A 13,921-nucleotide genomic window follows, 5' to 3' on the forward strand; every position below is an offset into this window, starting at 1 on the left:
TCAAGGCGACAGTAATGGATTGCTGCTGATTATTTTTTCTTTTTGACAATCGCTACGGTGCATCGTGAAATGCAAATAAGCTTTTCCTCTTCATCTACAATCTTGATGTCCCAGACCATCGTTGTTCTTCCTTTATGTAAGGGTGTGCCGGTAGCCTTCACTAGGCCATCCTGTTTGCCGCGAAGGTGATTGGCGTTGATTTCTAAGCCGACGGCAATTTCGTTCTCCTGGTCGATTAAATGCCAGGTTCCCACACTGGCGACCGATTCAGCTAATACGACGGAAGCTCCTCCGTGGAGCTGTCCAAAAGGCTGGTGGGTTGCTGCATGAACGGGCATGGTCGCTACTACTTTATCCGGGGTGATTTCAACGTATTCAATTCCTAGAACACCTACAATCGTTTCTTCCACCGGTTTCATTTGCATCATGGCACTCTCCTTTTCCATTTTAAAACCCCTCAGCCTTTGCTTGTATTCGGCTGAGGAGCCATATCCCATTTCTTATACATTACTTTTTGCATAGAGTTCACGCAAGAGGAATTTTTGGATCTTCCCGCTGGCATTGCGCGGCAGCTCATCAACAAAGCAATAGGTTCTGGGTCGTTTAAAGCGGGCAAGCTTATCATTATTGAGACAGAATTCTTCTAGGTGTTGTTCGGTCAGCCCTGCATCCTTAACGACAACAAACGCCATTACCGCTTCGCCCCATTTTTCATCAGGAATTCCAAGCACCGCCACATCCTGAATGAGCTCATGCTCATGCAGCACGTCTTCCACTTCTCGTGGATAGATATTCTCACCGCCGCTGATGATCATATCGTCCACCCGATCGGCCACGAACAGATAGCCGTCTTCATCCAAATACCCTAAATCACTTGTATGATACCAGCCTTTATATAAAACACGAGAAGTGGCTTGTGGGCGGTGGAAGTATCCGGCCATCATGCTCGGCCCACGAACGATGATTTCACCGACTTCAAATGCCTCTAATCTTTCGTCCGGCTCTGATGGACCTTTTTCATTTGGCCGAACGATTCGAATTTCATGGTTAAAGGCGGGTTTGCCGGCAGACCCCGCTTTGGTCAGCTGCTCATCTTCAGCCAGAAATGTAATCGCCGGACCCATTTCCGTCTGGCCGTATGCCTGAATCAAATCGATTCCCAATACTTCCTTTACACGTTTGACCAGCACAGGTGCCATTGGAGCCGCTCCATATAATCCCCGCTGCAAAGTTTTGACTTTCGCATCCGCTCCGTCCAATTCAGTCATCATGCTCCACATGGTTGGTACCGCGAACATGACGGTAACTTTTTCTTTTTCGACTGTGTCCAGAGCTTCTTGAGGATTGAATTGGTGCATGATCACACTGGAAGCTCCAGCCTGGACACGCGGAATGATGCAGCAATGCAGTTCTGCGCAATGAAACATCGGCGCAATAACCAGACCTACATCATTTTTCGTATATTTCAATATCGCAATGCATGTCATGCTTTGTTCAGCCATGTCGCGATGGCGGTGAATGACACCTTTCGGCCTTCCTGTAGTCCCACTTGTATACATAATGGCATACGTATCCATCTCATCGACCTGCACACATGGATCTGTCACAGATGCTTCGCTGAGCCGCTCCCGGTAGCTAACTGCATAGTCTGGAACTTTTTCATCTATATACCAGAATTGAATACTTGGAAAATGCGCAGCAACTCCCTCAATCGTCTCTTTTAAAGCTTCTTCAAACAAAACGACTTCGGGTGTTGCATCATTTAAGATATACGCCAGTTCTTCAGGCTTTAAACGGAAATTGATGGGATTGAACACAGCACCGATTTTCGCACAGGCAAATAATGCAGTAGGCAGTTCACTATTATTGAACAAAAAACTTGAAACACGGTCCCCTTTACTGACGCCCGCCGTTGTTAGAGCATTCGCCAGGCGATGAACTTCCTCGCTCCATTGCGAATAGGTCCATCTTTCCTCTCTTCTCAAATCAACCAAGGCTTCTTTATCCGGGTATCTGCTTACCGTTTGATCAAAGATTTTGCCAAGTGTCGCATACATTTTTTCTTCCTCCTTATAATGAATCGGTTTCACCCCTTTCATGATGTCAGAAAAAACGCAATATTGCAACAATTCAAAGTCTCATTTTGTAGCAGGAGATTAGTCCCCTTTCTTATAAACATTCATCCAAACCAATCAATTTCATTCAAGTATTTTTTAAGGATCCCTCATTAGTATTTTAGGAGTCTTTAAAACATAGTTCCATAAAATAATTAGGATTATTTTGCATCTGCTCTTAAGTTTTTTCTAATAAGACCGATATCTATAGGTATGCAATAGTTTTTTTATCAGATGGAGAAAACTGAAGTAAAAGCGAATTAGCAAAATGGTTTTTTATTACCTTTATCTTTGTAACACAAATGTAATATCGAAACTTATTGCCTACACCTTAGTAATTATATAGAATTAAGGAATCCACAGATAATAGATTGAATTATCTATAAATAGACAAAGAAAAAGGGGTTTGGGAATGCGAAAAATTATTTTTACATTATTTGCAGCTACTGCATTAACATTTGCAATCGGGGCTTCCGATACAGAAGCCAGCACTTACACAGTGAAACCAGGAGATACATTATGGAAAATCGCTTCAAGTAATAAGGTATCAGTGGATCAATTGCTGACTTGGAATAAACTTTCGTCCAATTCGATTCATCCGAACCAGACCATCAAAGTCGCAGCTGTTTCAACTCCAGCGGCTCCTCCACAGAAAACCAGCATCCCTAAAACACCAACGAACTCTGCAACTACTTATACCGTAAAAGCCGGTGACACGTTATCACATATCGCACGGGTTCACAGCACCAGCGTCAGCTCCATTCAACAATTGAACAAACTATCCGGGAGCAACATCCAGCCAGGGCAAAAATTGACGGTCAGTGGAAAATTACAGCCAGCTGCACCGGCTGTAATCGTTAAAACGCCAGCCGCACCAGTTATCTCTAAAACAAGTACATACCGCGTGGTCAGCGGCGATACATTGACCAATATCGCTCAGCGCCATGGCACTTCCGTTTCCCAACTGATGAGCTTAAACGGTATGAAAACAAGCTCGATCCGTATCGGCCAAGTATTGAAAGTAACCGGCGAATCGGTCAGCAAGAAACCAGTGACGGTTTCAAACCCAGTTGCGGCACCATCGACTTCCGGAAAAGTTTCATCACTCGTATCGATCGCCAACTCTTTCTTGGGTACACCTTACAAATGGGGCGGCGCAGCACCCGGTGGATTTGATTGCAGCGGCTTCATCTATTATGTATACAATCAGGCAGGAATCAGCGTGCCGCGTACGAATACGACCGGACTCGATGCTATCTCTTCCAATGTAAGTTCACCACAGGTCGGTGATTTTGTATTCTTTAAAGATACATACCGCCCAGGAATTTCACATATGGGTATTTTCATCGGTAATAACAGCTTTATCCATGCCGGGGGCGACCGCGTCCAAATCACCAGCCTGAGCGACAGCTACTGGAGCAAACACTTCGACAGTTACCAGCGTTTAAATGTAATGAGGTAACAAGAAAAGTGAAAGTGCCTGGTCAGCTCTGAAAGGCATAAGGCAGACCAGCAGAGTGGCGTTCTTTGCCACGTCGGTGGGTTGACTTATGATCCGAAGAGCTAGGCACTTGCAACTGGACAACAGGAAAAGCGGAGGTGCCCGTATAGAACCGACAGGCTTAAGGCAGTTTGCCGAAGCGGCGTTTTGTGCCGCACAGGCAAGCGAACTTAAGACCCCGAGGTTTTGGGCGCTGGAGCTGGACAACAAGAAAAGCGCAAGCGCCTTTCAATAGAGGAAAAAAAAAGCAGCATCGGTTAAGCCGGTACTGCTTTTCTTTTGGTGTTTTTTCTGTTTTAAATCAATCATTTGACACAACAAGATTTCCATTAATTATAATCATTATCACTTAGAATTGATTTTAATTTAAAAAATGTTATCATTGGATATGTAGTGTTTTACATAAAAAAAGAGAATGAGGTGTTCGATTCATGAGTACAAACAAAACAGGTTTAACAACCAGCTGGGGTGCCCCAGTCGGAGACAACCAAAACTCGCAGACAGCCGGACAACGCGGTCCTGTCCTATTACAAGATGTCCACCTTCTTGAGAAGCTTGCACATTTCAATAGAGAACGTGTTCCTGAGCGTGTAGTACATGCTAAAGGCGCAGGTGCTCACGGTTATTTCGAAGTAACTAATGATGTATCTAAATATACGAAAGCTGCTTTCCTATCGGAAGTCGGCAAGAAAACAGATTTATTCGCCCGTTTCTCAACGGTTGCCGGTGAACTGGGGTCTGCCGATACTGTCCGTGATCCGCGCGGCTTCTCTCTAAAATTCTATACAGAAGAAGGAAACTACGATTTAGTCGGCAATAATACGCCAATCTTCTTCATCCAAGATGCGATCAAGTTCCCTGATTTTATCCATACACAAAAACGCGATCCACGCACCCACTTGAAAAACCCTAACGCAGTGTGGGACTTCTGGTCATTGTCACCGGAATCATTGCACCAGGTTACTTACCTGATGGGCGATCGCGGAATTCCTGCAACACTTCGCCACATGCACGGATTCGGAAGCCACACATTCAAATGGACAAACGCTGAAGGCGAATCGGTTTGGATCAAATACCACATCCTTACTGAACAAGGCATCCAGAACATCACTCAGGACGTAGCTGATAAAATTGCTGGCGAAAACCCTGATTTCCACACGGAAGACCTTTTCAATGCAATTGAAGAAGGTGATTTCCCAGCATGGAAAGTATATGTACAGGTTATGCCTTTGGAAGATGCGAACACATATCGCTTCGACCCATTCGATGTAACAAAAACGTGGTCGCACAAAGACTATCCATTAATGGAAGTTGGCCGTATGGTGCTTAACCGCAACCCTGAAAACTATTTTGCTGAAGTTGAGCAAGCTACTTTTTCTCCTGGTACATTGGTTCCTGGCATCGACGTTTCACCGGACAAAATGCTGCAAGGCCGCTTGTTCGCATACCATGATGCTCACCGTTACCGCGTAGGCGCTAACCACCAGATGCTGCCGATCAACGCAGCGAAAAACCAAGTCAATAACTACCAGCGTGACGGCCAGATGAACTTCGGCAATAACGGCGGCGGTTCTGTCTATTACGAGCCGAACAGCTACGGCGGCCCTACTGAAACTGAAGCTGCTAAACCGGCTCCACTTGAAGTATCCGGCGTTACGGATTCCGTACCCTACTTCAAAGATGATCATTACACACAACCGGGCGACCTTTACCGTCTGCAAAGTGCTGAAGAACAAGAGCGTCTTGTTGCAACTTTCGTCGGCGGCTTAAGCGCTGTTGACAAAGAAGACATCAAACTTCGCCAAATCAGCCATTTGTACAAAGCGGATGCTGAGTTCGGTACGCGTGTTGCTGAAGGCCTTGGCCTTTCAGTTCCTGACCTTACTGAAACAAAATAATTAATTGATAATATATTACTCATATTCTCAATTAGCCGTTTATCCGAAATTTGGATAAACGGCTTTTTTGTAAATAAAAAAGAGACCAGCTACGGTCTCTTTTTCTACGATTCTTCTACATCCACTAATTGATTGGTGATGATTTTCGCCAAATCCGCACCATTTTGAATACAGGCACCGATTCCCACTCCAAAATAAGAAGACCCTGCCAGTTTCACGCCTGGAACCATTTTTTCCATTTTCAGTTCCAGCTCGCTAATAGCGGTTTTATGCTGCATGTGGTAGTTGGGCATCAGATTTTTCCAACCGGTCACTTCAACAGTCAAAGGCTCTTCTTCAATCCCTAAACTCTTTCGTACATCCTCCATCGCTACCTTCGCCAACTCTTCTTCAGACAAATCCTTCAACATGCCATAAGAGGGATGTGAACTCTTGTAGAACAGCCGAACCAGCAATTTATGGCTTTTTGATGTATGGCTCCACTTCCGGCTGGTCCAGGTACAGGCGTTGCAATGCAGGTCACTTTCCTGGGATACGATAAAGCCGGTTCCGTCTTCAGGCAACTGTTCATCCGGAATATCAAATCCAAGATAAACACTGATCAATGAGGAATTCAGGAATTGATCGAATTCGGCATTCAGTTCCGCTATCCCTAAAAGCTGCTGGGCAACTTGGTGAGGGGTGGCCAGAATCACGAAATCCGCCTCTATCGCCTCGCCGTCTTCAAGCTCAACCTGGTAGCGTTCTTCGTCTCTTTTGACCGACTTGGTTCCTATGCCTTTCAATATCCGCACATGGTCAAGCTTGCTTTCCATTTCATCAATCAATACTTGCATGCCTTGATCAAACGAAATGAATTTCTTATTGGCCGCACCTTGGAAGAATTCTTTGTTCGCTTCGAATCCCTTCATGATGCTGCCGTATTTATTTTTATAATCAACCAGGTATGGCAGTGTCGAGGCCAGGGTCAATTCATGGAGATTTCCTGAGTAGACGCCGGACAAGACAGGCGCAATCTGGTTTTCAACCAATTCCTTGCCAAGAAATGCCTCAAGAAACTCTCCAATTGAGCTATCACGTGTAAAGCTTTCATTGACACTGTCAAAATCCTTTAACGCAGCTTGCTTGCCTTCTTCAGAAACAAGTGTCGAACTGAATAGCGCTTCCCTGTTCATAGGAATACCGAACACTGTATCTTTCGGAATGGCATGCAGCACATTATTGGCATACAAATAGGAAATCCCTGTGCCGTTGTAGACAACCCGGTCCTTAAGCCCAAGGTCTTCGATCAGCGGCATGACGCTGGCATGGCGTGCAACGATCGAATCCGCTCCAACTTCCATGATGAATTCATTGTCTACTGCCGTTTTGATCTTACCGCCTAACTCTGGCTCCCGCTCAATCAACACCAATTCCAGATTGAGGTTTTCCTGCAGGTTCAGCTTCTGTAAATAATACATAGCGGAAAGACCAGTGATGCCTCCGCCGATGACTACAGCCTTTTTCAACTTTATCCACTCCTTGCCTATGCTTCTATTCTACCAATATTTCTGCCTGCCGGCAGGGATCTTTTTGTCTTTTTTGATACGCTTTTCTCTCCTCCCCATGTTAGGATAAAGGGTAGATAACCGCATTTTCTTTGCGAAAAGGAGAGACGTTCAATGATGAATGCTATTGATCAGAATATCATAGAAAGACGTTCAATCAAGAAATTCAAGGTTGATGCAGTCAATGTCGAGGAAATCATCGAGCTGTTGAATATAGCCAAATGGGCACCGAACCACAAAGTCAATGAACCGTGGCGTTTCCAGTTGTACACGGACGCCGGAAAAGAGAAATTTGTCCATGCATTTATTGAATCCATGCGCACACCAGACGGGGAAATCCCTTCAAAAGTGCTCAACAAGGCTGATTATTTCCGCAGCATTCCACTGCACCTGGTCGTCATTATGCCGGAAGATCCAAGACAAAGAAGATGGGACGAAGATTATGGCGCGGTTTCCTCCATGCTGCAGAACTTTCAGCTGGCTGCTTGGGAACGCGGCATCGGCATGATCTGGCGCTCCAACGATTGGATCTATAATCCGGTGTTCCGTGAAGCCATCGGCGTAAAGCCTGGCGAAAAAATTGTGGCTACCATGATGATCGGCTATCCAGCGCACGTCCCTGCAAAACAGGAACGGACAGACATCCGCGAGAAATTGACCATTATCAGCGACTAATAAAGATAAAAGAGATGGCGCAGATTGCGTCATCTCTTTTAATGGCGGGAAGTAATTTTGAACGCATGGCTATCATTAGGAAACCAAAACCCCACTGTAATTTTTTTGAATTTACAGGAACTATTTCACCTGACTTCTGTCTAATAGAGAAAGAACTCAGAAGTTTGCTGAAAAAGGGTGGCGGTGTCATGAAAGCAGTTTGGATCGCTCTTTTATACGTGTGCCTTTTTGGTTTATCCATTTATGTGTATTCCACACAATTGAATGGACCGGATGCCGATCTGCATCAGCGCCTCTTGCCCGTCGAAATCAAAACGGTGAAGGCCGGCACAAGCAAAAATGAGCTTCAGGAAATCGTGCTGGATGCCGGAAAAGACGGTGACGTGCTTTCCATTGCCGGCATGCAACATAGCCAGGGCGGGCAGACGATGTATCCGAATGGCATCATGATTGATATGAAGCCGTACAACCAAATCATCGAAGTTGATGAAGATGCAAAAACAGTGACTGTGCAAAGCGGGGCCAGGTGGGCCGATATCCAGGAAGCCATCAATCCCTATGGTTTATCGCTGAAAGTTAGCCAGTCGCAGAACATTTTCACTGTCGGCGGCTCATTGAGCGTCAATGCCCATGGCCTGGATATCCGAAATGGCGGCTTATCGGATACGGTCCTCTCCATGCGCTTAATGAACGCTGACGGGGAGATCCTTCAATTAAGCACTTCGGAAAACAGCGAGTTGTTTTCTGCGGTGCTTGGCGGCTATGGTTTATTCGGCATCATTTTGGACGTTACGCTGCAGCTGACCGATGACGAATTATATGAAACCCAAACGGCTAGCATGCCATACAGCGCCTACCCTTCTTATTTCAAGCAGCAGGTACAAAATGATCCGGATGCCAAAATGCATTTGGCCCGTATTTCAATTGCACCTGATTCTTTCATGGAAGACATGTATGCCATTACATACAAGTCCGCTAAAGATCAGAACCTGCTCCCTGAGCATCAGAAGCTGAAAACCGAAAACCTGGTGGCGGTGCCGAAATTTTTCCTCGGACTGTCGCGGATCAACGATGCTGGAAAAGACAACTTTTGGAAGGCACAAAAAACCTACACTAAACAAATCAATGGAAACCTTGTTTCACGGAATAATGTCATGCGGTCGGATTCAGAATTCATGGAGTATGACAATAGCCGAAAAACTGAAATTCTTCAGGAATATTTTGTTCCGGTAGATCAATTCGAAGACTATATCCCAGCGTTGAAAACCGTACTGGAAGCCAACCCTGATTTTAATTTATTGAATGTCACCATCCGCTACGTTGAGCAAAACGATAATGCGGTTCTGTCCTATGCCAAAGAAGACATGTTTTCACTTGTGCTGTTGATCAATCAGGGAACCGATGCGGAAAGTATCCAAGCGACACAGGACGTCGTCCGGCAGATGATCGATGTGACCCTCGCACATAACGGCAGTTATTACCTGCCGTATTTTGGCTATCCGACAAAAGCTCAAATGAAGGAAGCTTATCCAAGAACCGAAGAATTCTTCGACTTGAAAGACCGCTTTGATCCGGAGCACCGCTTTATGAATCTCTTTTACGAGGAGTATCGGCCATGAACTATAAACGCTTTATCTATTACCAAGGCACCATCGGCATGGCATCGAGCATGATTTTCCCGTTCTATATTCTGCTCATCAGGAATGTCGGGGACAGCTACGCCCAGTTTGGCTGGGCCTACGGTCTGTTCGCCTTGACGGCCGCACTGTGCTACCCGCTGATTGGTAAGTACGCTGACCGTGTGGGGGATAAAACCTTTCTTGCTGTCTATTCGTGGGGAATGGCGATTCTTCTGCTGTTCTTTCCCTTGGCTTCAGAAGTGTGGCATGTCTATATTCTGCAGGTTCTTATGGGCGTGCTCGGCGCTGTCCAGAAAAACTCGGAAAAAACGGTATTGGCCCGCTACGTCACAAAAGAAATCGCCGGCTCACAAATTGGCCGCTACCACTTCTGGACTTCTGTCGCCGCAGCCATAGCCGTCATCGCCACCGGTTATCTCGTCGATTTCCTGACGATTGCCAGCATCTTTTATATCGCTTCTGCCGTTTTTGCCTGGAGCGGTCTGCAACTGGCGAAAGTAAAGGCTGCCGAAGCATAACCACTTGTAAAAAGACGTCTTCCATCAGCCATCGCAATGGCCGGTCAGAAGACGCCTTTTTTCTAGGGAAACTACACAGTCTTTTTAGTTAATACCGACATGGCGCCCATCGCACCGGAAAATTCTCCATTATCAGGGAACACAGGAACCGAGCCACGCAGAATGGTATAGCTTGTTACCACTTCTTTCAACAAAGGATTATCAATGAAGGAAGAGCCGATGTAGACGATGGTCGAGCTTCTGCACTGACTGGCTGCTTGTACACTCACTGTACTGACCGTCTCGCCTACTAAGCCGATGACCGTCGCCAACAATTCTTCCTTCGTCAAATCGCCCGAAATTGAAAACAAGTCCTGGCCAAAGTTACTGGCTGTCAATTCTCCGGAAATCGGCGGTTCTTTGCCTTCATAAATATGCTTGACCTTCAAATCGATCCGGTCCCGGGATCCCTGGCTTGCCAAGGCGACAATTTCATCGTAACGGGTTACGCCTGTCAACAGATGGCTTAAGCCGATCAAGGTGCCCCCACCCACTCCGGTGCCGCCCAAACGCTCCTGAACATTGTCCTGGATGCAATGGATGGAAGTTCCGGTTCCGACATTCGTCACCAAATAAGCATCTTCAAGCAGGTCCATCTCCTCGAGAAGAACCTGCACACCAAGGTGTGTCGCTTCGAATTCCACCATTTCCTGTGCTGGCTGGTCGAGCAAGGAAACCAAAACGCCTGACTTTCCTCCCGTGACACATACTTTACAGTCATCTAGACCATTGACCCAGTCGGCAACGCGCTCAATTTCAGCAATTGGGTACTTTTTAAAATGGACCTCTTCATTTTCGGTATACGCCACTTTAATCAACGTACCCCCCGCATCTATTCCGACAATCATTTCCGCACCTGCTCTTTCTCGCATCCCTCTAGAAAAATGCCAGATAATAAATACACATATGATGAAATTCTACCATACTCGATTATTTTATGGGAGAGGTTTGCAGGCTGATTCAAAAAGCTTTCCTGCTATATTTTATTCCTTATTTGCAATTAATCTATATCGTCCAACAAAATCCATCTTTTTTCATTTCTTCCCCATATTCACTAGACAGTTGGGTATATAACATAAAAAAAGGGGGGAGCTGATCAATTACCCAAAGAAGAATCTCCTTACAATACCGGTGAAACGAGCTTTGCAATGGCTTGTTTCACCTTTTCTTCCCATGACTGATTTTCAAATGTCTCTTCCTTCAATGGGACCGATAGCTTTTTGTCCTGGACAAAGAGTGCTGCCATTTTCGATGCTGACTGGGAATCGTAGACGAAGGCGTTCAATTCAAAATTCAGGGCGAAGCTGCGGATATCCATATTGGCCGATCCCACTGAATAAGCTTTATCATCCACAATCAATGTCTTTGCATGCAGAAATCCATTTTTGTAGCTGTAAACTTTGACACCGGCCGGCAGCAATTCACGGATAAACGACAGGGTCGCAGAATGGACAAACAGATGATCCGCTTGATGGGGAATCATGACCTGAACATCGACGCCACTAAGTGCAGCTGCCTGAAGGGCATCCATGATGGACTTATCCGGTATAAAATAGGGTGTCTGCAGGTAAATGGAATGGCGTGCATGATAAATCATCTTCAAATAAGCTTTCTTTATGTTTTCGTGCATATCCAAAGGTCCGCTCGCGACAATCTGCATGGCAATCCCTGTTGTATTGTGCATCTTCGGGAAATATTTTTCCGCATACTTTATCGGATATTTTTCTGCCGCCTGATTCCAGTCGATAAAAAAACGGTTTTGCAGAGAGTGTACCGACTCCCCTTCAAGCCGGAGGTGCGTGTCGCGCCAGTAGCCGAACTCCTCCTTCTTTCCAAGATATTCGTCACCGACATTAAATCCTCCGAGGTAGCCGATCGCACCATCCACAACTACCAGTTTCCGGTGATTCCGGTGATTCAGCCGTGGATTTATAGTGGTCAGCATCGCCGGCAGAAAGGCAGCAGACTTCCCGCCGGCTGCTTCAAACTCATCAAAAAAGCGTTTCGGCAGATTTTTAGATCCCAGGTCGTCATATAAAAACAGCACTTTTACCCCTTGCTGTGCTTTTTCAGTGAGCAGTGATAGAAGACGACGCCCAAGGTCATCATTATTCAAGATGAAATACTGTAAATGGACATGGTCTTTTGCGTGTTGTATATCTTCAAACAAGGCATCGAATTTCTTTTTCCCGTCGTTGAATAGCTGTATATCACTAGCTGTCGACAATGGTGCGTCGGTTCTTGCCAGATTCATTTGGATGAGATCCGTCCATTCTTCCGCACACCTTGAAGAAGGACTGAAGCCATTATCTTTCATTGCGCTCAGCTGGCGATCCATCAACTCTTTAAAATCCTGATTTTCATAAGCAACCGGCCGATTCAATCGCTTGCGCCTTAGCGGCTTGCCAAATAGCAAGTAGAGGATAAAGCCGAGAATGGGGATAAAGAAAAGGATCAATATCCAGGCCCACGCTGAAGAAGCCGACTTCCGTTCAAAGAATAAAATGAAAAATGCCAGTACCACATTTAAAATGATGAACAGATTGCTCAAGGTGCTTATCCATTCGAATGAAATTTCAACCCCTCCTTCGGCTTTCCCAGTTTAAAAAGATGCAAAAAGTAAAAAACCAATCGCATCCCGTCATTCCGCAATCGGCTTCTTAAAGCTTAATCTTCCTCTTCTTCGCCTTCTTTCGGTTCTTCTGGGATAATCTCTTCTTCCCCTTCTTCCGGTGTTACATCGATATCTTCATCCACAGGTTGCTCGTCTTCTGCATCCCCACAAGCTGACAGCATTCCAATGGACAAAAATACAGCTGTCCCCAGTTTCAACCATTTGGAATGGGCCATTAAAGTTCCTCTTTTCATTTCTTAAAATAGTAGCGGTTTAATCTTCTGCTACCTCTTTTCCCTTTCTGATTATCTTAAACACCTACTGACGACACTTTCGGTTTTTTTGATAATTCAATCCATGCATACATAATACGGCAAAAAAGATGCGTAAAAATGCACATCTTTCTTCTGTATAGGGTATAGGGTTCTTATGCTTCATAATATTTTCACATCTATATCGACTAATCTCATATTTTAGAAAAGGAGAATTTGTATGCCATACGCTTTAATGGAAGATGCTACAGCTTTGTATTATGAAATTACTGGCCAAGGAACCCCTATTGTGTTTATCCATCCTCCCATTATGGGCCATCTGGTTTTTAAACATCAAAAAAGGCTTGCCGCAGATTATCAGACCATTTTTTATGATCTTCGCGGCCACGGACGGAGTTCAAAAGGAAACACCCCCTTATCAATAGAGCTGTTAGCTAAGGATATAAACTGTTTGTTGGATCAATTGAATATCCAAAAAGCTGTCATCTGTGGATTTTCAAATGGGGGCACCGTTGCTCAGGAATTTGCATTACTATATCCTGAGCGTACAGAGGCACTTATTTTAAGCGGTGGTTATTCAAGAGTGGACAGTTTCAACTTAAAGAGCATGCTCAGATTCGGTATGGCGATGGCTAAAATCCGAAAAGTTCCAATAGTCGCCAAGATGCAGGCTAAGTCGCATAAATACTTTAAAGAAGATGAAACGGAGTTTTATCAATATGGCAAGCTGGCTGATTCTCAAAGTGTTTACGAATTTTGCAAAGCTGGTCTTAGCTACAATTCCACTCATTCGCTTTACCGTTTAAAGGTCCCGGTATTATTGGGTTATGGCTCACAGGAAAAATCAATGCACCATTACCGTTTGCCTTTCCAGCAATACGCTTCCAATGTGAAGGTGGTCTACATTGAAGGCGCCAGCCACGAAGTTCCCCCACGGCATTTCCCGGAATTTAACCAGGTTGTCCATCAATTTTTGCAATTACAAACTAGCAGAAGCAATAGAAGTTGAGCTAACCAGCCTTCACTACCGATAGTTTCTGGCACCGCATACGTAAAAGAACGAACCATTTACGTTCACTGTATGAGCACTGAACCTGTAATAA

General features: G+C 45.2%; 12 protein-coding genes. 6 read left to right on the forward strand and 6 right to left on the reverse strand.

What is annotated here, in order from left to right:
- Positions 1-29 precede the first annotated feature (29 nt).
- On the reverse strand, positions 30-425 hold the full coding sequence (locus ACRC6Q_RS14900; RefSeq protein WP_223637706.1) for a hotdog fold thioesterase: 396 nt from the start codon (positions 423-425) through the stop codon (positions 30-32).
- Between the two features lie 75 nt (positions 426-500).
- Positions 501-2,057 (reverse strand): fatty acid--CoA ligase, encoded by a 1,557-nt coding sequence (locus tag ACRC6Q_RS14905; RefSeq protein ID WP_431466915.1) that lies wholly within the window; start codon positions 2,055-2,057, stop codon positions 501-503.
- 469 nt (positions 2,058-2,526) lie between these two features.
- Between ACRC6Q_RS14905 and ACRC6Q_RS14910 the strand changes: the two genes are divergently transcribed.
- Positions 2,527-3,576, forward strand: coding sequence for a LysM peptidoglycan-binding domain-containing protein (locus ACRC6Q_RS14910; RefSeq protein WP_223637602.1), 1,050 nt, complete (start codon positions 2,527-2,529; stop codon positions 3,574-3,576).
- 470 nt (positions 3,577-4,046) lie between these two features.
- Positions 4,047-5,513 carry a catalase KatA gene (katA, locus tag ACRC6Q_RS14915; RefSeq protein ID WP_223637605.1) on the forward strand — a complete coding sequence of 489 codons (1,467 nt, stop codon included), beginning with the start codon at positions 4,047-4,049 and terminating at the stop codon, positions 5,511-5,513.
- Positions 5,514-5,617: 104 nt separating this feature from the next.
- Here the strand turns inward: katA and ACRC6Q_RS14920 are convergent, their stop codons facing one another.
- A complete protein-coding gene (locus tag ACRC6Q_RS14920) occupies positions 5,618-7,021 on the reverse strand; it encodes a protoporphyrinogen oxidase (protein ID WP_223637608.1) in 1,404 nt (467 codons plus the stop codon).
- A gap of 156 nt (positions 7,022-7,177) precedes the next feature.
- Between ACRC6Q_RS14920 and ACRC6Q_RS14925 the strand changes: the two genes are divergently transcribed.
- From ACRC6Q_RS14925 to ACRC6Q_RS14935, 3 genes are all read left to right on the forward strand, one after another.
- Positions 7,178-7,735 carry a nitroreductase family protein gene (locus ACRC6Q_RS14925; RefSeq protein ID WP_431467002.1) on the forward strand — a complete coding sequence of 186 codons (558 nt, stop codon included), beginning with the start codon at positions 7,178-7,180 and terminating at the stop codon, positions 7,733-7,735.
- 167 nt (positions 7,736-7,902) lie between these two features.
- Entirely contained in the window at positions 7,903-9,354 is a 1,452-nt protein-coding gene (locus tag ACRC6Q_RS14930; protein WP_431467003.1) for an FAD-binding oxidoreductase, read from the forward strand.
- Positions 9,351-9,893, forward strand: a complete 543-nt coding sequence (locus tag ACRC6Q_RS14935) for an MFS transporter (protein WP_223637614.1) — start codon at positions 9,351-9,353, stop codon at positions 9,891-9,893. The genes ACRC6Q_RS14930 and ACRC6Q_RS14935 overlap by 4 nt, the downstream gene beginning before the upstream one ends.
- A 71-nt stretch (positions 9,894-9,964) precedes the next feature.
- On the opposite strand, the gene coaW is transcribed toward ACRC6Q_RS14935, so the two are convergent.
- From coaW to ACRC6Q_RS14950, 3 genes are all read right to left on the reverse strand, one after another.
- Positions 9,965-10,780 (reverse strand): type II pantothenate kinase, encoded by an 816-nt coding sequence (coaW, locus tag ACRC6Q_RS14940; protein WP_223637618.1) that lies wholly within the window; start codon positions 10,778-10,780, stop codon positions 9,965-9,967.
- A 272-nt stretch (positions 10,781-11,052) separates the two neighbouring features.
- Complete coding sequence (cls, locus tag ACRC6Q_RS14945) at positions 11,053-12,483, reverse strand: cardiolipin synthase (RefSeq protein WP_431466916.1); 1,431 nt, start codon at positions 12,481-12,483, stop codon at positions 11,053-11,055.
- 116 nt (positions 12,484-12,599) lie between these two features.
- Positions 12,600-12,782, reverse strand: a complete 183-nt coding sequence (locus ACRC6Q_RS14950) for a hypothetical protein (RefSeq protein WP_223637624.1) — start codon at positions 12,780-12,782, stop codon at positions 12,600-12,602.
- A 289-nt stretch (positions 12,783-13,071) separates the two neighbouring features.
- Between ACRC6Q_RS14950 and ACRC6Q_RS14955 the strand changes: the two genes are divergently transcribed.
- The gene (locus tag ACRC6Q_RS14955) at positions 13,072-13,827 is read left to right on the forward strand and encodes an alpha/beta fold hydrolase (RefSeq protein WP_223637627.1); all 756 of its coding nucleotides are present in this window, start codon (positions 13,072-13,074) and stop codon (positions 13,825-13,827) included.
- Positions 13,828-13,921: the final 94 nt, after the last annotated feature.

The organism is Planococcus sp. SE5232, assembly GCF_050686535.1.
Classification (GTDB): Bacteria; Bacillota; Bacilli; order Bacillales_A; family Planococcaceae; genus Planococcus.